A 19,882-nucleotide genomic window follows, 5' to 3' on the forward strand; every position below is an offset into this window, starting at 1 on the left:
CGCGCGAGGCGACGCCCCAGGGAAGCGTCAGTGTGTGATCTCGACATAGTCGCCGCCGTCGTAGAAGCTGCCGACGCCGAACTCACGGCCGGGGGTCAGGTCGCTGACGAGAACGATCGAGCCCAGCGCGTGATACCCGTCGTAGATCGCCGGGTCGCCCACTCGATAGCCGCGCGATCCCTTGGTCCACACACCGGAGGAGTTCTTGTAGTACCCGGCGTAGTAGTCGTGGTCGCTCGTCGCGTCGTTCGAGTAGGTCAGGTTGAGGTCCAGGCAACCGGCGTTGGCCTTGTAGGCCGTGCTGCCTATCCACTGCATTCCCGTGCTGAGCCCGGTGGTGACACAGCCGGAGGCGGAGGCCGTCGGGGCCATGGTGACCAGCGACGCGGCGGCTATGCCGGCGACCGCGAGGGCGGCCAGGGACTTCTTCATCGATGACTCCTTGAGAAGAGCGAAAAGGCGAGAAGGGTGAAATGAAGTGAGAAGAGCGAGCGGTGCGATCGGCTGCTCGCTCTCGGGCCGCGCGAACGGAACACTCAGTGCGTGATGACGACCCAGTCGCCGCCGTTGTACTCGCTGGCGACGCTGAACGCCCGGCCGTTCGACAGGTTCGAGACGAGGACGATCTCGCCGAGGCCGTAGGCGCCGTCACTGAGCAGTCCGGTGTAGCCACTCGATCCCCGGGTCCAGGTCCCCGAGGAGTTCTTGTAGTAGCCGGCGTAGCTGTCCCAGCCCTTGTTGGCCGAGTCGTAGGAGTAGGTCAGGTTGAGGTCCCTGCAACCGCTGGCAGCTTTGTACGCGACCGATCCGGGGCCCTGGTAGCCGGTGGTGATTCCGCTGGACGTGCAGCTTGCGGCGGACGCCGTCGGGGCCATCGTGACCAGCGACGCGGCGGCTACGCCGGCGACCGCGAGGGCGGCGAGGGGCTTCTTCATCAAGGACTCCTTCGGGAGGGCGAGCGCATGGTTCGGCCGCGCGAACGGAACAGTGGCAGCTGTCCCGTGACGGTGTATTGGACGAAAACGAGTTCGAGTTCCCGTTCGAACCCTTCGCTGTTCCGCTCAACCGGCCAGCCAGAAGCTCGACTGCGACCCGGTGGCGAGGAAGCGGCCCGGTGGCATCCCTGTCATCGCCTTGAACTCGCGAATGAGGTGCGACTGGTCGTACAGACCGCAGGCGAGCGCCGTGTCGGCCCCTCCGCGGCCCATGGACAGCATCCAGATGGTGCGGTTCAGCCGCAGCACGCGGGCGAGCCGTTTGGGAGCGAGCCCGATCTGCTCCCGGAACCGGGTCTCCAGGTGACGTACTCCCCACCCGGTCCGCGTCGCCACCTCCCGGATGGAGACGGCGCCCGAGGTGCAGGTGAGAATCTCCCAGGCGTGCAGGACTGCCGGGGCCAGCGCACGGGACGGGTCCGCGTCAGCCGTCCAGCGCAGCAGAGTCCGGTCGAGCAGGGCGAAGCGCTCACGCCAGCACGGCAGGGCGCCCAGTGCCTCGCAGAGGTGGCGGAAACGCCGGCCGAGCACCTCCGCCGGATCGGTCACGCTGTCCGCCAGCTCTCCGAGCGTGGTGCCGACGAGCAGGCGTTGGGCGGCCCAGGGGGCGAGGGTGACCTCCGCGCCCTGGAGTTCACCCTGATGCTCGAGCACCCGGGCGCCGGTGTGCAGCCCGGACAGCACCGAGGTGTGCCGGAAGTCGGTGGCGGGCACCGCCCTCGACCGCCTGCCCATGTGGCGGCCGACGTGTGTCTCACCCTGGAAACCGATCAGCAAGGACACCGTCCCCCGCGGCACGACCAACCGCTCCCGTGTCGGGCCGCCGGCCAGCCGGAATCCCCGGTAGCCGAGGATGCCCGGCCGTAGCCGGGCATCGGGTCGTGCGTAGAACCTGTCACAGCCGCCCTGCGGGCACACTCGATGCTTCACCGTGAATCCCCCTAGGTTCCCGGGACTGTCCCGAGACCGGCCACCACTTTGGAACCGGGCGGGGAGCGCATGCCACGGACGCCGACGTCCCAGGGATGACGCGGGACGTCCCACGCCCCTGACCTGCCAGAACTTGTCGCCGGTGCCTGGCGCCCGGGACGCCGGGACGGCGCTCAGTGGGCTGGGACGGCGTCGAAGCGGACCAGGCCGAGGAGCAGGCGGCCGAGCGCGTGATGTGGAGCATGGTGCGTGCGGCGCTGGGGATCTGACGGGTCGCCCGGGCCGGGGCAGCCTTGAGGTCTTCCCACGGAAGACTGCTCAGTACCGCTGAGCTGCGCCTGCGTCGGGCTGGTCGTGCGCGCAGTGGCGCCGTTCTTCACGGCACGGGGCCGGCACTTCCTCTTGGTGAACCGTGCCACGATCAGTGGGGCGGCGGTGGACGAGGGAGTCGGGCAGGGGTCGTGCCAGCCAGCTCGGAACCGTCTACCGCAACCGCGCGCACCCTGCGCCCTACCGCGCACGATGGGCTGCAGTCCGAGAAGGAAATGAAGAGACCGCACTCGACGGCCACACCAACACGGTCCGTGCGTTGTGCACGGTGGCACTGCCCGAAGGAGGCATCCTGCTCGCCTCCGCCAGCAACAACAGCACGGTCCGGCTGTGGAACGGCAGTACAGGTTGTCTGATGGCGCATATACCTGTGGGAGGCAGTCCCACCAGGCTGATCGCTATGGATTCAGTCCTCGGAATTGGGCTCCCACACGGCATCCTCGCTGTGAGCAGCGGCCTTGCATGAACACTGCTACAGCTCGCTCTCGATGTGCTCCACGTCGGTGAGCTCCACGGCCAGGCTGTGGGAGCGGCCCTGCCGTGCGGTGCGGACACAACCCGGCCCCCGATCAGCGCATGCTAGTGCAGGAGTGCCGGGGCAGCTGCGCGTAGCGCTGCTCCTCCGCGGGAGGTACCTCGGTCAGGCACGCTTCGTCCTGGGCTTGTTGTTCCTGTTTCTAGAGCCGAAGGACCGTAGCGACCTTCCTCCTGCGGCGTTCTTCTTTCTGCTCCCGCAGCCTGGCCTGCCGTCGGCATTCCTCGAGCCGTTCGTCTTCCACTCAGCGCGTCCTCTCCTGTGGTGTTGCGATCGGGTCGATAGTCAGCGCACGCCGAGGCCGAGGGTCTGCTGGGCTTGCTGGACGTTTTGCTAAGCCTCGTCCACCGCGGTTGGCGTACCAGCCCGGCGCGGACGGGATCCAGACTGAGTCCCTGAAACCATGGCGCGGTCGACCGCATGCACGATCTAGTGTCTCGGCATGCGGCGCACAGATGTCACTCGGGACGACGGCACATGGACGGGCTTGTCTCTGGCGGTACAGGCACGTCGCCAACCAGGCCTACGCCTATTCTGCGCCGAACGGCGGATGCTTCTGGCCCAGCAGTCGCAGCCCGTGCTCCTTGTCGCCGTCGACGAGGATCTCTGTGGAGTTGAGTTCTGGCGCACTGAGACCTACCGCTCTCCCATTCCCCCGTTGCGTGCCGAGACGGGACGGGCGTTGGCTGGCAACCTGGATCGCTGGGCGTACCGCTTCGTACAGCACCTGTTCGATTCACCGGGCAGTCCTCTGCATGACGGCCGATGGCTGCTCTCCCGCGAGAGCCCGCTCCTGCGCTGGAACCACGGCCGCCAGCCGCAGGCCGAGTACTGGAACTCGATGCTCATCGACGGCCATCCGGACGGATACATCGACTGGTTCATCCATGCCGGCTCGTGGGAGATCCTCCCGTTGCGACCGATGCCCGATGCGAGCGACGGCCGGGTCAAGGCCTACCGCAAGCAGGCTCGTGACGGAACGCTCCCGCCCGTTCTGCTGTGGTGGGTCAGCGGATTGGACTGCCATCTGATTCTGGATGGCCACGCGCGGCTCGCTGCAGCCATCGCCGAGTTGACCCCACCCCCGCTGCTGCACTTGCACCGCACTGCACCGAGCGATGAGGTGACCGCAGGCACAGTGCGGGCGGTGCACTTCTACGAGGACGAACTGGCCCGCTTCACCGAACTCCGCGCCCTCCATGGCACCGCTGTCCCAGATGGTGCCGCCCTCGCGGGACCGTCCCTTGCCCGCCGTCTCCAGGAACTCCACACAGCGCAACGGCCCACCTGGGCCTGGCCCTTGCCAGGCGGGAAAGCCCAGTGGCGCCAGGTCGCACATGAGGTGACTGCCGGCCAGTGGGCTACAGACGGGGGATCATCTGCGTGACCGCGGCCCAGATCACGACAACGGGGAGTGGGGCAACCTCTCCGCGGACACCATGTTGGAGAACGTCGTCGCGGCCGCACCCTCTACACCCTCTCGTTCATGGAGGAGGTCTTCGCCCGCCGCGGGTGGGCGTGGGAGCCGCGTGAGGCGACGCCCGGCAAGCGCCCGGTCATGGAGATCGCGGGTATCGACCGGCGGCTGATCGGCTGGCAGTCGCCCCGCCAGCAGATGGCGGACGTGTGGTGATCAGCGGGGTGGAAGTCCTTCAGCGCTGTCACAGACGCGCGGGAGCGGACTGTCCCTGGCTCCCGCCGGCGCGCCTCGGCTGCGGAAACCGACCCTCGCCCGGAACCGGCAACGTGCGCTTCGATGTCCGCCGGTGCTCGGCCAAGGAGATCGTGACCATCCACTCGCCCCGTTGCAGACTGCTCCGGCACCGTCCGACGCAGAGACTCGGCGCAGGCGGACCTACGGATGCCACTGGCTCAACTGCCCTCAGTCCACAGACTCCACCGCCAGATGTGATGACCTGTCGTGTTGTGGCACTCCTGTGATGAAGGGTCCCTTTCCTCCCACGCAGACTCACCAGCGCAATAAAAGCGACATTCTGCGTATGTGTTGCCCGCGCGCGGCAGAGAAGAATTCCTCGCCAGACGTGCCAAGGGCTGCCGGCAGGCCGCCACTGGATTGGGGGGACATGCCCGAGGAGACCGCGGACGCGGGTGCCCTGGCACCGGTGGGTGCAGAACTGTTCCGCTTGACGGCACTTCGGCCGCCGAGTCCGGCTTCCGGGCGGGTACCGCGGGTGGTCCTGGCCCCCGCCGAGTCCCGTTCTCGCGGCGCCGGTCCCGGACTCGTCACATCAGACACCGGACGGCTGCGCGCGCTGAGCGTGGCCATCGGACAGACCGACGCCGAGTTCCCGTTCCACGACCTCGACATGCAGTTGACCCAGCGCCGCGACCGCTGGTCGGCGCACGACATCGACAGCTGGGTGCACGACCGGACCGGCCACCACGTGCGGGACTTCGTCGGCGCCGCCGCATGGACCACGCACCGTCAGGAGGTGCACACCGGACTGGTAAACGCGATCACCAGCACGGCCGGCGGCGCGTTGGCCAATCTGGCGATGGCGACCGCGCTGCTGCGGGTGTGCCGGCTAATCGGCATGCTGGAGGCGGTGGCCGCGGCCGACCCTGCAGTACGGACGGCGGCAGCCGTACATAACTACCTGGCCTATTCGACTGTGCAGTTACCGGACGGCATCGCGACGGCCCGCCCATCGCCGCTGGCCCGGCCCCCCGCCGTAGCCGACCTCAAGGTCGTCAAACTCGGGTCCGCCACATACGAGGCGAGCGACATCGCGTACATCGAGAACGTCATGGCCCGGGAGAAGCGGAAGCGTACGTTCACGGTGCACACCGAGGACGAGACGACCATGACGACCACCACGCAGCGGACCGAGGAGAACGAGCACGACCTCACCACGACCTCCCAGGTCCAGATGCAACAAGAGGCCTCGCAGATCATCCAGTCGACCACCGACCTGGAGGCAGGCCTGCATGCCAGCGCCTCATACGGCCCGACGGTCAGCGTCTCGGCCGACGCCCGGGTCGCCCGGCACGACAGCTCGGAGTCGACCAACCGGGAGGCCGCCAGCTACGCCAACTCGATCACCCAGCAGGCCCGCCAGCGGGTGGTGGAGAGCACCACCGTCACTCGCGCCGAGCGACGGCTGCTGGTGACCGACGACTCAAACGTGCATGGCTTCGACAACACCGCCGGCAAGGAACACATCGTCGGGGTCTACCGCCACGTCGACCAAATCCAGGACGCCTGGATCGAGAACTACGGCAAGCGGCTGATGCTGGAGTTCCTGGTGCCCGAACCCGCGGCTGTCCTGCAGTGGGCCCTGACGGCCACCCCGGACGGGGACACGGACCACGAGCCCCCACGGCCAACCGACCCGGAGGACCCAACCCAGCCCCTGCTGCCCAGCCACATCAACGAGGCGAACTACCTGAAGCTGGTAGGTACGTACGGCGCTTCCGACGTGTCGCCGCCTCCACCGGACAGCACCGAGCTGGCCGTCACGTTCCAGGGCGACCGTGCGCAGAACGAACTCTTCGAATTCAACGACAGCAAGACGATCAAGGTACCCGTCGGCTATCGCGCAACGCATTGGGTCGCGCAATGCGTGACCTGGGGAAAGGACGACGGACCGGACCCCAACTCATGGATGGTCGGCGTCGGGCAGGACGCCGCGCCCACCGAAGAGAACACTGATGCGCTGAACAAGTTCCTCAGCGGCGACCTCGACGCTGCCGAGAACTCGATCATCCCAGTGGTCATGCAGGGCCGACACCTGGTCAACATGTCCGCCTCGGTCCGGATCCACTGCGTGCGGACGGTTGACAACCTCAACGACTGGAAGCTCAAGGTCTACCAGAAGATCATGTCGGCCTGGACCACCGCGCATCAGGACTGGGCGGCCCGTGTTGCCCGCGCGCAGGCGCTCGCCCGCGCTGACAAGGCGAACTCACCACTGCAGGGCAGCACAGACGCGGACGCCAACCGCGTGGTCGAACGGCGTGAACTGCGCCGCGGCGTGATCCACCTGCTTCTGGGCGGTCCGCAGGACTCGGGCCTGTTCACGCCCGCACCGGTCAGCTACCCGGCCGACGGCGAACGCCCGGTCCTCGATCTGGACGCGGCTGCCCGGGAACGCGACGCGATCGCCTTCTTCGAGCAGGCCTTCGAATGGGCCAACATGACCTGGCTGCACTACCCCTACTACTGGGCCGCGGGCGAACGCTGGGCGCAGGACATCCGGCTCAGCTCCGCAGACCCGCAGTGGGCGGCGTTCCTGACCGCCGGCGCCACGCGCGTCGTCGTGCCGGTCCGGCCCGGATTCGAGTGGGCCATCGGGCTCTACCTGAGTCTCGGCGTGATCTGGTCGGGCGGCGCTGTCCCGACCGTCGGCGACCCGGCCTACCTGGGCATCGCCGAGGAGATCGCGGAAAGCCTCGGCACTGGGCAGGTCGACCCACAGGTCACGCCTCTGCAGCCGGTACGCCTGCCCACCACGCTGATCTGGTTGCAGCCGACCTCCACGCTCAACCCGACCCCGGAGGCCTCCCGATGAATGGAGGAGAGCCTCCCGCCGGTACCCCGCCGGATTCGGCGGAGAACGTGCTACGCGCCATCATCGACGGCGCGCTTCTCTTCAGCGGATCGCCCAGCACGAAAGAAGACGCCTCAGGCGGGGTGCAGCCTTCCCGGATGCTCGGCGACTTTTTCGAGCAGGCGCTGAAGGGGCTCTACGAGGCCACCGGCGCCCGCGCGGACGTGACGACCTGGCTCGCCGACGCACTCGGGGTGCGCACCTCATACCGCGCCGACGTAGTGCTGGCGCTCGCGCGGCTGCTCGACGCCAGCGGCAGCGAGCCAGGCCCCGAGTTCGAGGTTGCGCTGATGAGCCCCGACGAGGACCAGGCAGACCTGGAGACCTCCAGACGGGCCGCCGACGCCTTCGGCGCGATCCCCGACGGCCTGACCACCGAGACGCCATGACCAAACTGATGCCGCCGACCCCGCCGGGCTGCCGGCCCGCCCCCAAGGTCGTCTCGCTGACCGGACGCTTCGACGAGGAGCTCGAGATGCGCCGCGCGCTGCGGGTCAGCGCCGACGAAAGCGTCGATGGCCGGCTCGCGCCGGGCGACCGGCGACACGTGCGGCCGAGCCTGCGCATGTACACCACGGACCTGAGAGCGGTGCCGCGCGATGCCCGGGCCAGCGAGGCGGTCTTCGACCGCTGGCGCCGGGCCTGGTTCCAAGCGCTCGCCGAGGAGGCGCAGCATCTGCCACTGGCAGCCCTGCTCACCGCACTGGGCGAGCCGCTGCTGTGCCGCTCGACCAAGCCGGACGGGCAGCTGCTCGCGTACATCGTCGGACGATTTGTGCATCTCCGCATCATGCAGGCGTACCGGGCCGAGTACCGCGGCAACCGCATCAGCTGCGACGGCCGGGTGTTCTTCCCGACCGGCGCCTCGGAACGGCTGTCTACTTTGGCAGTGCGCAGTCCGCGCAGCGAGTACGGCGTGCTGAACTGGTCACTGGCCGGGCAGAGGGCCGACATCATCGACTTCGACCGGCACGAGATGTGGGAGATCAAGCCAGCCGGCCTGGCGTCGCGGGCGCTGCTCCAGGTGTTCAGCTACCTGGACAACTACGAGGCCGCCCGGGTGGTGCAGCACTACATCGGTCCAACCCCGCCACCCCTGGCGCCCGGCTCTCCGGCCACACTCCCCGATCGCGTGCTCAAACCCTTCGAGCTGGAGATCACCGAAGAGACGTCGCTGACCGTCGCACCCTACGTAGTCCCCGAGCTGCCCGGACTGATCCTCTACACCGTCCGGGTACGCACGCGACGCCAGCCAGATCAGGCCGCTGCGCGGCAGGTCGTCGCGGCCACCAGCTCGGACGTCGAGCAGGTCCTCGTTGCGGCACGCCGCGACATGCAGCAACTGATCGAGGTCCGCGACGCCGAAACCCGGCGGCTGCTCGTGTACGCGGCGCTATTCGTGATCTGCCTAGGGGCGACAGCGGTAGCCGCCGCAGCCCTGCCCGCCACGGTGATGGCGCCCGTACTCGTGCCCACCGCACTCGAGAGTGCTGTAGCGGCTGAGGGCGTGGCGGGGACCGTCGCGGGCGTCACAGGGGCGGAGGGCCTCGCTGGCGAGGTCATCTTCCTGGACTCGGCCCGAGCCGCGCAAACTGCGGTCAAGACGATCGCAGCAGCTGTGGCGCCGCGCATCGCGGCTTCGGTGACCGTGTACTTCGCCGGTCGGCAGTTTGTGCTGCCGCCCGAGACGCCGGGGCTGTGCATCGGTGGAGGCTGCGAACTCGGCGACGCGGTCACGCGGCAGAAGCCCTGAAAGAGCGTTTTGCCCCTGCGGGGCTGCTGGGTCGAGGTTCAGGTGTCGCGCCAGTTCGGGGTGGATTCGCGGGTGAGGCGTCGGCTTATGAGGTCGATCATCGCGACGCGAATTATGGCTTCGGAGCGGTGAGGGTGAGTCTCGTAGTCGCGGGCGAGTCGACGGTGGTGCGTCAGCCAGCCGAAGGTCCGCTCCACAGCCCAGCGTCGGGGGATCACTTTGAACCCTTTGGCGCCGGGGTCGCGTTGGACGGCTTCGACGTCGATGCCGAGGCGAGCTCCGTGGTCGATGGCCTTGGTGCGGTAGCCGTTGTCGGCCCGCGCTTTGGTTACGCGAGGGCTTGTGGTGGCGATCTGGGAGAGCAGGTGGATACGGCCGGTGTTGTCGGAGACGCTGGCTGCGGTCACCCAGATAGCCAGGAGGAGGCCGCGGGTGTCGACGCCGAGGTGACGCTTGCGACCTGCGATTTTCTTGCCGGCATCGATACCTTGGGTGGCCGCGGCCTCGGTAGCAGAGTCGAACCTGCCAGGGTGGATGCCGGTGTCGACCTGACGGGTCGTGGTGCTCATCGTGACCGACAGATCCGTGTTCATCATGATTTTCTCTGAGTCCCGTCACACCCGCCTTTTCGTCGCAGACTTTGTGTCGCCTGGATCCCGGATATGGGGGGGCTTATCCGGCACCCATGACCGGGACCGACTCGCCGAAGAGGCCCGCAGCGGCTCAGGCCCCTCGGCGATCACCGGCCACGTCCCCCGGCCGCGGCTACCGCCCTCCCACGTCCCCCGCAAACGGATCCGGCGTCACCCCGAACCGCTCGGCTCAGGTGCGATCAGCCCCTGGCGATAGGCGATCGCCACCGCCTCTGTGCGGCTCGCGGCGCCCAGCTTGGCGAGAATGTTGGAGACGTGCACGCTGGCGGTCTTCCCGGTGATGAACAGCTCCTCGCCGATCTGCCGGTTACTGCGCCCGCGCGCGAGCAGCCGCAGCACGTCCTGCTCCCGCGCGGTGAGCGCTGCGGCGCGGTCCTCGCCGGGTGAAGGGACCGCGCGTATCAGCTGGTCGACGCGCTCCAGGAGGGGTACGGCACCGAGCGCGGCCGCCGTCCGCCGGGCCTCCCGCGCACACTCCACCGCTTCCGAGCTACGGCCGGCCGCCATCAGGGCCTGCGCATGGCGCAGCCGGCACCGGGCCTGCTCGTAGCTGTCGCCGTACGCGAACGCGGCGACCGCCTTCTCCCAGGCCGCCGGATCCGGCCCCGACACGGCGGAGGCCCACTCCGCCTCGGCGCGGGTCAGCCACGCCTGCCCCTCCGGCCCCTGGGGACGGCCCTCCTCGTCCCGCCCGGCCGAGCCACGCGCCTGCTCCAGCAGCTCGGTCCCGGTGTCCGTCCAGCGGCGCAGCTCCCGCTCGTCCCCGCCACGGCGCAGCTCGGCGGCGCGGTCGGCGACGGCCGCGAGGCAGAGGGCGGCGAGCCGGACCACCACGTCGGGCTGCCGCCCCGAGTCGTCGCCGAGCGCCGTCAGCGCCGCCCGCATCCGCTCCACGGCCGCCTCCGGGTCGCCGCGCAGCGCTGCGGCGTCGGTGAGGACGATGTCGGCGACCAGCGTGCCCATCCAGTTGAACGGGCCGTCCAACAGGGCGTGCGCCCGCTCGACTGCTCCGAGATCCCCGCGTGCCACGGCCACGTACAGCGCGGGTCCCGCCGCGAAGGCGCCCGTGGCGGGCAGCACCGCCTCGGCGTCGGCCGCCACCCGCAGGCACTCGTCCCAGCGGCCGAGCGTGTACATCGTCAGCAGCTGCAGATACCGCATCGCCAGCGGATGGGGCGAGGACAGCAGGCCGGCCCGGCGGGCTCGCTCCAGCGCCTCGGCCAGCAGCGGCAGACAGGCCTCGAGCTCGCCGGCCTCGAAGCGGCTCATGGCCTGGCTGTACAGCGCGCGCATCTCCACGGGGCCGTGCCCGGCCCAGCGTGCCAGCTCCTGGGCCCGCCGCAGCCTCTCCTGGCCCTGCGCCGAGCGTCGGCCGCCTCCTTCGATGTTGGCCAGGGAGACCAGCAGATCGGCCTGGGCGTCGGCCATGCCCAGCTCCTCCGCGACCCCCAGGGCGCGCCGGGCGATGCTCAGGGCCGTCTCGTCCTCACCGAGGTGACGGGCCGCCATGACATGTGTGGCCGCCGCCCACACCCAGGTCCGCGACGGCGGCTCGGCCGGGATCAGCGCCAGCGCCTCGCTGCTGTACCGGAAGGCGGCCTGCAGCTGGTCCACGGTGAGCAGGTTCCCGGCGAGGGTGTAGCGGATCCGGGCGGCGAGTGCGGAGTCGGCGTCCTGGCCGACCTCGGCAAGCGCGGCCCGGGTGAGGGAGACCGCACGGTGGGATTCCCCGGCGTGCGCGGCCGCGGCCGAGGCGCGCAGCGTCAGAGTGACCGGGTCGACCCCGTCGGCACCGGGCCGTGCCTCGGCCGGCACCGAGGACCACAGGTCCAGGGCGGTCTCCAGGTGCCGCAGCTCCTCGGCCGGGGCGCCCAGCCGCTGGGCGTGGTCGGCCGCCTCCAGGGAGGCGGTCAGCGCCTCGGGCAGGGCATGGCTCTCTCGGTAGTGGTGGGCGCGCTCGGCGGCGGTCTCCGCAATGTGTCCGCGCGAGGCGAGCAGGCGGGCGTAGGCGCCGTGCAGCCGGGACCGCTCGCCGGGCAGCAGGTCGGCGTAGACCGCCTCGCGCGTGAGGGCGTGCCGGAAGGCGTACGTGTCGCCGCCCCCGGGGACGAGCAGCTGCCGCCCGACGGCCTCGCGCAGCGCCGACTCCAGCTCGTCCTCGGGCAGCCCGGCGGCCTCCCGCAGCAGATCGTGCCCGACCCGGCGGCCGGCCACCGCGGCCGTCCGCAGCACCTGCTGGGCCGTCTCCGACACCTGCTCGACCCGGATCAGCAGGAGATCGGCCAGCGCGCTGGGCACCCCGTCGGCGTCCGCACCGGCCGCCGCGACCAGCTCCTCCGCGTAGAAGGCGTTGCCCTCGGCACGCGCCACGATGCCGCGCACGGTGGCCTCGGGCAGCGGGCGCTCGGGCAGCGCCCGCACCAGCCGGGCGACCTCCGCGTCGGGCAGCGGCCGCAGTTCCAGGCGCTCCACGGCCGGCAGTCGCACCAGCTCGGCGAGCAGGGGGCGCAGGGGATGGCGCCGGTGCAGATCGTCGGCGCGGTAGGAGGCGAGCACCGCGAGCCGCCGGCCGGGCCCGGGCCGGTGCAACACGCCTCGGCTCAGCAGGAAGCGCAGCAGGTCGCGGGAGGACTGGTCGGCCCAGTGCAGGTCCTCCAGGACGAGCAGCAGCGGTGCGGCGGCGGCCAGCTCGGCAAGCAGTCCGGCGACGTCCTCGAACAGCCTGAGTCGACCGCCCGGGTCCCGTGCCGGGTCCGCTCCCACGCCCAGCAGCCGGTCCGCCGCGGGGTGCGCGGCCAGCACGGCCGCGTACCGCTCGTCGGCGGCGAGCACACCGAGGATCTCGGTGAACGGCAGATACGGCAGACCGACGTCACCGAGGTCCACACAGTGCCCGGTGACCACAGTTGTGCCGGCCCGCGCCGCCCGCCCGGCGACCTCGTCCAGCAGCCGGGTCTTGCCGACGCCCGCGTCCCCGGCGATCAGCATCGCCCGCGCCGCACCGCTCCGGGCATGCTCCAGTACGCCCGTGAGCCGGGCCAGTTCCCCGTCCCGGCCGATCAACGGTGGTGTAATGAAGGTGGTCTGTGACACGGCCCCATCCTGACACGCGGCACCGACAACGTCCGCGTGCCTGACGTGCGGGCGGGCAGCAGGGGGCGTTCATGGCACGTAGACCAAATCTGGCACCGCTAGCAAGCGGGCCAGCGGTTGATCTGCTGCGAAGGGCACTACCCAATTCTGGTTGCATCGGGCGGCTCGGCTGCTCGGTGTGACGGCCGGGGTGGAAGGCATGGGTCCATGACCTGAAGGCTGCCCGAACCCATGCTCGCTGCCGCGGTGCCCGACCCGGTACTGCCCCAAGGCTCGGCCGCAGAACCGAAGTGGGACGGTTGGCGTGCGTTGTTGTCCGTTGACGCCGGGCGAATCGTGCTCCGCTCACGCAAGGGCGCCGACCTCAGCCCGGCCTTCCCGGAGCTCCAATCCGCGAGCACCCAACTGTCGGACGCGACCGCCATGGACGGAGAACTGGTCGTATGGGAGTCCGGGCGCTTGGCGTTTGAGCGTTTGAGCCTTTGCAAGAGGTGGCGCAGGTGGGCACGGGCATGGCGGAGCCATTTGGCCTCGGAGGTGTAGCCGAGTATGGCCTGCATCGTGGCGAGGGTGACCAGTTCGGCATCGCTCAGGTGGGGCGTAATGCCGACCGGCGGGCGCCACGGCGCCAGCGCGGGATGCTCCTTCAGCATGTCGTCGGCCGTCGCATAGAGTCATGTCGCGAGGGTGTCCACGTCGTTCGTCAAAAACGATCTTGGACACCCTCGTTCTCGTCTCCGCAGGCACCCCTTGGACCACACCACCAGGAGGAACCAGTGTCATACCCGCAACTGCTCACCCCCGAGGGGAAACTCGCCGACGCGAAGAAGCTGTTGGGCCTCCCGCGTATCGTCGTGATCTGCGGCTCCACCCGCTTCATGACCGAGATGACCGAGGCCGATCTGCGGGAGACCAAAGCCGGAAAGATTGTCGTCAAACCGGCCTGTGACATGAAGTCGCCGCGCGAACTTTGCTCCGATCCTGTCGAGGCCGAGGCGCTGAAGGTGCGACTCGACGATCTGCACCGGGCGAAGATCCGGCTCGCTGATGAGGTGCTCGTAGTCGGCGACTACATCGGAGACAGCACCCGAGCCGAAATCGCCTACGCCCGGTCGCTGGGCAAGCCCGTGCGGTTCACGCACCCCGAAGTCAACCCCGACGCCTGACCGCCCACTGCCACCTCGACAACCAGGGCCGGCAGCCCGCCGCCTGACCGTCTTGCGGTGGCTTCGGCCGCCGGCCACCCCACACCCCCTGCAGGCATCTCCTGGAATTGATCATCTGGTGCGCGGCGCCGACTGTGTCAGAGTCGCACAGGCAGCCTGGACGGCTCAGTGGTCGCCCATGGGCGGGCGCACGAGGCGTGGCAGTGGCTGATGCCAGTCGCCCAGCCTTGTGAGGAGAAACTGGCGACCGAGAGAACGAATGTCGTCCCACGCCGAATCTGTGGCCAGAGCGTTGCCCCAGAGGCCGACGCGGCGGGTGGCATCGATCTCGCCGATACGACGGCCGATGGCCCCAAGATGACGCTGATCCTCAGGCTCGAAGGCGCCGCGCTCCGCGAGCCCTTCGGACACGCGACACATGAGCTCCACCTCTTCAACGACGTCCTTCGTCTCCAGCTCACCCTCGCCCAACCAGGCGAGTTGATCTTGGATGTCGGCCGCCAGGAGCGCCGCAACGCGCAGCGTCCAGGTGCGCAGGTTCGCGTCGCCGAGATGATTCATCCATGCATGATCGCACCCAGCCCTCGCAATCGCGTTCGGGGGCCTGGAGGGCGGCAACGGCCTGCGTGCCGGTCGCGAAGGGGCTGAAGCGGAATTACTACCGCTGCAATCGCACAGTCCCAGACGGCGGCGCCTCCCATAGTCGTGAACATCTGCTGTCCGTTCTCGGCTCTGTCACAGATCTTGGGGAGCGGTCGCGGAGTGTCACTGGTGTCCATTCAACGGCTCAGGAAATTCTTGGCCACGGGGCACGGCATGGCTATCTCCTGTCGGCAGCGCTCCAAGAAGGCGTCACCCGCTTTACCCATCTGCATGGCCACGTCGTGGGCTCGTGCGCCCCGATCGACCGGTTCAGTTACCTGCTCGGCGTCAGCAAGGTCACGTAGGTAGTCGTTTCCTCCATGCCAGCCAGCGAGCCACATCTGGTGAGCAGCGGTGCGCACCTCGTCCGTGGCGAAGAGAGCGACTCGGTTGTAGGCCTTGCGGAATGCCGTACGCAGCTCTCGGCGGCAGCCCGCTGCTCGCGCCCTGAGGGCGTGGCGAGCAACGGTAGTTCGGCGCGGATGAACTGGAGTGCTTCCTCCCCGGCGATGGAGAGCTGGGCATAGGCGTTCAGCCGTTCGTCACGCAGCCAATGAGCATGCTCTGCGGCGCGGCGCATGGCTTCAAGCTCGCGGGCGTCCCGCCCCCGGCGCCGTTCCAGGTATGAGTTCGCCAAGAAGGTCAGCACAGCAGCGCTGAGGGTTGCGGCCACCGTGATCACCTGCGTCGTCGTCTCCACAACACCCCCGCCTTGTCCGCCAAGAGCCTTGTGACTCATCCCCTTGCGTCGTGTCTGAGGCAACAGATGAGTGGGGTACAGAGTGGAGGACTCGTGGAACGGTCTCGGCAAGGACCACCGGAGCCGGCACGCGCCACTCCCTGAACGGCCATGCAGGCGTGGATGAAGTACGGGCTGCCACTCTCCCGAGAAACTTGATCCCGGCAGCCCACAACCGGCCAGATCAGACCGACAGCCAGGCAGCGTTCACGGCACACTGGCTGTCGGTCCGCTTGCAGAGCGGAAAGCGCCCCATCTCTCCTGCGTGCTCGTGCGTCACCTGGAAGGGCTGGCGCAGGCCCTCGGGCCAGGGGCAGAGACGTAGCGTCCGCACGTACCCCCTGCGCCACCAGCAGCGCCTGCCAATATGCCGCCCGGTACGCGTCTCGAGCCGTGTGTCGGGGAGCTGAGCAGTACTGCGTGGACCGGCTCGTGGCCTCATTGTCAGTGGTGGGAGGCAGTATGCCGGTCATGACTACACCTGCAGCAGTGATCGTGGATGGCGCCGCCTATGCGCAGGCGGTCGAGGATGCAGTACGGGCGGCGGCCGCGTACTACGAGGGCGGCACCTCGGCGCTGGACGATGATGCCTACGACCGGCTGGTGCGCGGGATCGCCGTTTACGAGGCCGAGCACCCCGAGCAGGTGCTGCCCGACTCGCCCAGCGGGAAAGTTGCCGGCGGCGCGGCCGAGGGCGATGTCCCGCACTCGGTGGCGATGCTGAGCCTGGACAACGTCTTCTCCGCGGAGGAGTTCACCACCTGGACGGTGTCTTTGGCGCGCCGTATCGGGCACGAGGTCACCCGCTTCAGCGTCGGGCCGAAGCTGGACGGGCTAGCGATCGCCGCCCGTTACACCGGCGGCCGCCTGACGCAGCTGATCACCCGCGGGGACGGGACGGCCGGGGAGGACGTCTCGCACGCGAAGAGCACCATCGAGGGGCTGCCCGAGCAACTGGCCGAGCCGGTAACCGTGGAGATTCGCGGCGAAGTCCTCATGACGAACGCCCAGTTCGAGCACGCCAACGAGGTGCGCACCGGTCATGGTGGGCAGCCGTTCGCCAACCCGCGCAACGCCGCGGCGGGCACGCTGCGGGCCAAGGAGCGCCTCTACACCGTGCCGATGACGTTCTTCGGCTACGGCCTGCTGCCCCTGCCCGACACCGACCGTGTCCTGGCCGAGCGGCTGAACGCATCCGCGCACAGTGACCTGATGGACCAGGCGGCCAACCTTGGCGTGCACACCAGCGCCCACACCACGGTCCCGGACACCGTCGCCGGGAGCGTGGAGCAGGTCCTGGCCCGGGTGCGCGAGATCGCCGCGCTCCGTGCCGAGCTGCCGTTCGGCATCGACGGCATCGTCATCAAGGCCGACCTCGCCGCGGACCAGCAGGCCGCCGGATCCGGCTCCCGTGCGCCACGGTGGGCTATCGCCTACAAGCTCCCGGCGGTGGAGAAGATCACCCGGCTGCTGGAGGTGGAGTGGAACGTCGGCCGTACCGGGATCATCGCCCCACGCGGCGTCCTCGAACCGGTCGTCATCGAAGGCTCCACCATCACCTACGCCACCCTGCACAACCCGGCCGACATCACACGACGCGACCTGCGTCTGGGCGACCAGGTCATGGTCCACCGCGCCGGCGACGTCATTCCCCGGATCGAGGCTCCCCTCGCCCACCTGCGCACCGGCAACGAACGGCCCATCGTATTCCCCCAAGTCTGCCCACGCTGCGGATCAACCATCGACAAGAGCCAGGAACGCTGGCGGTGTACGCAAGGCCGCAACTGCCACCTGGTCGCCTCCCTCTCCTATGCCGCCGGCCGCGACCAGCTCGACATCGAAGGGCTCGGCGGCTCGCGCGTCGTCCAACTCGTCGACGCCGGCCTCGTCACCGATCTCGCCGACCTGTTCACCCTCACCCGCGAGGCATTGCTCGCACTGGACCGGATGGGCGAAACCAGCACCGACAACCTGCTCGCCGCGATCGGCAAGGCCAAACAGCAGCCACTGTCGCGGGTGTTGTGCGCGCTCGGGGTGCGAGGCACCGGCCGCTCCATGTCCCGCCGTATCGCCCGCCACTTCGCCACCATGGACGCCATCCGTGCCGCCGACGCCGACGCGATGCAGCACGTCGAAGGCATCGGCCCGGAGAAAGCTCCCTCGATCGTCGCGGAACTGGCTGAACTGGCCCCCCTCATCGACAAACTCGCCGCCCTGGGCCTCAGCATGACCGAGCCGGGCGCCACCCCGCCCCCAGCCACAGGTGAAGCCAGCCCAGCCGCCGGCGAAGCCAGCCCTGCCGACGGGACGCCCGCGGCCGCGGCGGAAGGTGGCCCGCTGGCCGGCATGGCAGTGGTCGTCACCGGCGCGATGAGCGGGGCCCTGGAGAAACTCTCCCGCAACGAAATGAACGAGCTCATCGAGCGGGCCGGCGGCCGCTCCTCCTCCAGCGTCTCCAAAAAGACAACGCTCGTCGTCGCGGGCGACGGCGCGGGCTCCAAGCGCACCAAGGCCGAACAGCTCGGCATCCGCCTCCTTACCCCCGACGAGTTCGCCACCCTGATCGCCGACCTCCTGACCTGAACCACCAACCCCACACACAGGAGGGGGCGATACCCGTGCAGCACAACCCCCCTACGCGCCCGATACAACCGGCCGCGGCGCATGATGGGACTTCGCGGGTTGCCTCACCGCCTCTCGACGTCTTCGCCTCCAGCCGGACCACCCAGGCCGACGGCGCCGCAAAAACTGGTCCGGCACCGCCTCACTTCCGACTCTCCCGTGAACCATGGCTGTTCGACCGCTTCTGCTGGCGGCTCCGTGAAACTGCGCAGCCTGCCGGGCTAGGCCCAATGCCTTTGCGCTATGAACCTGCGGGTTGGGGTCTCGTGATGAGGACGGCTTGCGCGCCGCCGTCTTCGACCTCCTCAACTCGCCCCCGATTGGACCAAGGTCGTCGCCTTCGGCACTGACTCCTTCTACACAAGCCGATCCAGGGGGATGATTTGCGTGCACCAGGCATTGCTCGGCCCAGCCGCTCTGCGGAGGGACCCTTTGCGGGGTCCGTCACTACAATGCTTACCGGGCCGGTAATGACGCGGAGGGGTCACGGTGTTCACCACGGGATCGGACGATACTGACGGACCGCGTCGCGAAGAAGCGCTCCGACGGGCAGCGCAGGCCGACGATCCCGGCGCCTGGATCGGGCTCGGCCGGTGGCTGTTAGAAAACGGAAGATCGGCACGTGAATACGGTCCCTGGCTCCGCAAGGCAAGGGCCAGGCGGCTAGGCGGACTCGACTATCAACTGGAGCTTCAACTCGACGACCTGGTCGCTTCGGGAAGGTTCCAGGAGGCGTTCGAGTCCCTCTTCCTCTCGGGAGCCTCGTCTGAAGTGGACGCTGTCCTGAGGGTGGTGCTGCGCGTAGAGCGGTACCACCCGCAGCAGGCCGAAGAGTGGTACCGGCGTGCCGCCGACACTGGGGAACCCGCCGGACTCATCGCCTACGGGCGATGGCTGGAGAAGGCCGGCCGGGGCACCGAGGCCGGGCCCCTCTACGACGGGGCACATGCCCGAGGAGACCTGGAAGGCTCCCTTGCTGCGAGCCGTTGGCACGCCGCGCGTGGCGGACACCAGCGGGCCCGATCGGATGCCCGGTACGCGGTGCAGAGCGTCGAGACCGAGTTGCGCCGCCTGCGGCAAGTCCTTCGGCGCACGCTGTTCCAGGCGGGGGACGTGGCGTTCCTTTGCGGCGACACGGAGGGCATGGCCGAGTTGTACGGTCGCGCCGAAGCCATCGAACCAGAGGAATCACCACGGGCACCCGGTTGGGTAACAGCGGTGACCTCGGCCACCGTCGCCGTCGCCGTAGTCCCCTTCGTCCAAGCCCTAGCGGGCCAAGCCGCACAGGACGCGCACGAGTCCGCACGAAAGGTCCTGCGCAGGATGTTCCGACGCAGCAGCGACTCCCGTGACACACTCGCAGACCCCAGTCAACGCATCCTCATCGCCGAGGACTTCAGCCATCAGCTCACACTGCACATTCCTACCGAAGCGGCGAACGAAGCCCTCGACGCCCTGTCTCGGCTCGAGCTCTCCCCGGACTTGCCGGAAGGCCACCGGGGAACGCTCCATTGGAACTCCTCCCTTCGCAGATGGGAGCTTCGCCCCTGACCGGAACCGGGCCAGCAAGGAGTCGGCCGGAATCTCCGTGATCGGCGGCGGCACTCGCTGACCTGGGAAACCCCGCCACGGTGATCCGGTTGATGAAGGCCTCCAGGCCTATGCAGGCGTCCTCGCTTGCTCCTTGTCGACGGCCACATGCACGGCGCTGGACCAGCGTCCCAAGAACGCGGTCACCCCGAACGCCTGTTTACAGGCCTGTCCCCGACGCGGTCCGGACATCTGACGGACTGGGACCGCACCTTGCGGGCCGGTAACCATCCGTACACGACCCCTACGACTATTGGCCGCGG

14 protein-coding genes and 3 pseudogenes are annotated in these 19,882 nt (G+C 69.0%); 9 read left to right on the top strand and 8 right to left on the bottom strand.

All coding sequences use genetic code 11. The features are described from left to right. Positions 1-27: 27 nt before the first annotated feature. The 3 genes from AC07DS_RS31080 to AC07DS_RS31090 form a co-directional block, all read right to left on the bottom strand. Positions 28-432: a hypothetical protein gene (locus AC07DS_RS31080; protein ID WP_479150628.1), complete on the bottom strand. Its 405-nt coding sequence runs from the start codon at positions 430-432 to the stop codon at positions 28-30. Between the two features lie 104 nt (positions 433-536). Continuing rightward, positions 537-935 carry a hypothetical protein gene (locus AC07DS_RS31085; RefSeq protein WP_479150629.1) on the bottom strand — a complete coding sequence of 133 codons (399 nt, stop codon included), beginning with the start codon at positions 933-935 and terminating at the stop codon, positions 537-539. A gap of 126 nt (positions 936-1,061) precedes the next feature. Beyond that, positions 1,062-1,925, bottom strand: a complete 864-nt coding sequence (locus tag AC07DS_RS31090) for a helix-turn-helix domain-containing protein (protein ID WP_479150631.1) — start codon at positions 1,923-1,925, stop codon at positions 1,062-1,064. 1,415 nt (positions 1,926-3,340) lie between these two features. Between AC07DS_RS31090 and AC07DS_RS31095 the strand changes: the two genes are divergently transcribed. The 5 genes and pseudogenes from AC07DS_RS31095 to AC07DS_RS31115 all read left to right on the top strand — a co-directional run bounded on the left by AC07DS_RS31095 (position 3,341) and on the right by AC07DS_RS31115 (position 9,114). Continuing rightward, positions 3,341-4,177, top strand: coding sequence for a hypothetical protein (locus AC07DS_RS31095; protein WP_479150633.1), 837 nt, complete (start codon positions 3,341-3,343; stop codon positions 4,175-4,177). After that, positions 4,170-4,414 (top strand): annotated as a pseudogene (locus tag AC07DS_RS31100) (relaxase domain-containing protein); the annotation flags it as partial. The gene AC07DS_RS31095 and the pseudogene AC07DS_RS31100, both read left to right, overlap by 8 nt. A gap of 460 nt (positions 4,415-4,874) precedes the next feature. Beyond that, on the top strand, positions 4,875-7,322 hold the full coding sequence (locus AC07DS_RS31105) for a hypothetical protein (RefSeq protein WP_479150635.1): 2,448 nt from the start codon (positions 4,875-4,877) through the stop codon (positions 7,320-7,322). After that, positions 7,319-7,750 carry a hypothetical protein gene (locus AC07DS_RS31110; RefSeq protein WP_479150637.1) on the top strand — a complete coding sequence of 144 codons (432 nt, stop codon included), beginning with the start codon at positions 7,319-7,321 and terminating at the stop codon, positions 7,748-7,750. The genes AC07DS_RS31105 and AC07DS_RS31110 overlap by 4 nt, the downstream gene beginning before the upstream one ends. Further along, positions 7,747-9,114, top strand: coding sequence for a hypothetical protein (locus AC07DS_RS31115; RefSeq protein WP_479150639.1), 1,368 nt, complete (start codon positions 7,747-7,749; stop codon positions 9,112-9,114). The genes AC07DS_RS31110 and AC07DS_RS31115 overlap by 4 nt, the downstream gene beginning before the upstream one ends. A gap of 38 nt (positions 9,115-9,152) precedes the next feature. Here the strand turns inward: AC07DS_RS31115 and AC07DS_RS31120 are convergent. After that, positions 9,153-9,629: pseudogene (locus AC07DS_RS31120) on the bottom strand (transposase); the annotation flags it as partial. A 288-nt stretch (positions 9,630-9,917) separates the two neighbouring features. Beyond that, positions 9,918-12,860, bottom strand: coding sequence for a helix-turn-helix transcriptional regulator (locus AC07DS_RS31125; protein WP_479150641.1), 2,943 nt, complete (start codon positions 12,858-12,860; stop codon positions 9,918-9,920). A 231-nt stretch (positions 12,861-13,091) separates the two neighbouring features. Between AC07DS_RS31125 and AC07DS_RS31130 the strand changes: the two genes are divergently transcribed. After that, positions 13,092-13,403 (top strand): ATP-dependent DNA ligase, encoded by a 312-nt coding sequence (locus AC07DS_RS31130; RefSeq protein WP_479150752.1) that lies wholly within the window; start codon positions 13,092-13,094, stop codon positions 13,401-13,403. Here AC07DS_RS31130 and AC07DS_RS31135 read toward each other — a convergent pair. Beyond that, positions 13,337-13,513: pseudogene (locus AC07DS_RS31135) on the bottom strand (IS982 family transposase); the annotation flags it as partial. The gene AC07DS_RS31130 and the pseudogene AC07DS_RS31135 sit on opposite strands and share 67 nt — an antisense overlap. Positions 13,514-13,636: 123 nt before the next feature. On the opposite strand from AC07DS_RS31135, the gene AC07DS_RS31140 reads away from it, so the two are divergent. Next, complete coding sequence (locus tag AC07DS_RS31140) at positions 13,637-14,026, top strand: hypothetical protein (protein ID WP_479150642.1); 390 nt, start codon at positions 13,637-13,639, stop codon at positions 14,024-14,026. 165 nt (positions 14,027-14,191) lie between these two features. Here the strand turns inward: AC07DS_RS31140 and AC07DS_RS31145 are convergent, their stop codons facing one another. Together AC07DS_RS31145 and AC07DS_RS31150 are read right to left on the bottom strand one after the other, a co-directional pair. Beyond that, positions 14,192-14,587 carry a hypothetical protein gene (locus tag AC07DS_RS31145; RefSeq protein ID WP_479150644.1) on the bottom strand — a complete coding sequence of 132 codons (396 nt, stop codon included), beginning with the start codon at positions 14,585-14,587 and terminating at the stop codon, positions 14,192-14,194. 355 nt (positions 14,588-14,942) lie between these two features. Further along, complete coding sequence (locus tag AC07DS_RS31150) at positions 14,943-15,368, bottom strand: hypothetical protein (protein ID WP_479150646.1); 426 nt, start codon at positions 15,366-15,368, stop codon at positions 14,943-14,945. Positions 15,369-15,878: 510 nt separating this feature from the next. Here AC07DS_RS31150 and ligA point away from each other — a divergent pair. Both ligA and AC07DS_RS31160 read left to right on the top strand, forming a co-directional pair. After that, entirely contained in the window at positions 15,879-17,990 is a 2,112-nt protein-coding gene (gene ligA / locus AC07DS_RS31155) for an NAD-dependent DNA ligase LigA (protein WP_479150647.1), read from the top strand. Positions 17,991-18,518: 528 nt separating this feature from the next. Next, positions 18,519-19,580, top strand: a complete 1,062-nt coding sequence (locus AC07DS_RS31160) for a hypothetical protein (protein ID WP_479150649.1) — start codon at positions 18,519-18,521, stop codon at positions 19,578-19,580. Positions 19,581-19,882 lie beyond the last annotated feature (302 nt).

This window comes from Streptomyces sp. NPDC044064 (assembly GCF_056434245.1).

Coding starts and splice junctions, on each gene's coding strand:
- AC07DS_RS31080 (WP_479150628.1), bottom strand. CDS start 432: ATGAAGAAGTCCCTGGCCGCCCTCGCGGTCGCCGGCATAGCCGCCGCG.
- AC07DS_RS31085 (WP_479150629.1), bottom strand. CDS start 935: ATGAAGAAGCCCCTCGCCGCCCTCGCGGTCGCCGGCGTAGCCGCCGCG.
- AC07DS_RS31095 (WP_479150633.1), top strand. CDS start 3,341: ATGCTTCTGGCCCAGCAGTCGCAGCCCGTGCTCCTTGTCGCCGTCGAC.
- AC07DS_RS31105 (WP_479150635.1), top strand. CDS start 4,875: ATGCCCGAGGAGACCGCGGACGCGGGTGCCCTGGCACCGGTGGGTGCA.
- AC07DS_RS31110 (WP_479150637.1), top strand. CDS start 7,319: ATGAATGGAGGAGAGCCTCCCGCCGGTACCCCGCCGGATTCGGCGGAG.
- AC07DS_RS31115 (WP_479150639.1), top strand. CDS start 7,747: ATGACCAAACTGATGCCGCCGACCCCGCCGGGCTGCCGGCCCGCCCCC.
- AC07DS_RS31130 (WP_479150752.1), top strand. CDS start 13,092: ATGCTCGCTGCCGCGGTGCCCGACCCGGTACTGCCCCAAGGCTCGGCC.
- AC07DS_RS31145 (WP_479150644.1), bottom strand. CDS start 14,587: ATGAATCATCTCGGCGACGCGAACCTGCGCACCTGGACGCTGCGCGTT.
- ligA (WP_479150647.1), top strand. CDS start 15,879: ATGACTACACCTGCAGCAGTGATCGTGGATGGCGCCGCCTATGCGCAG.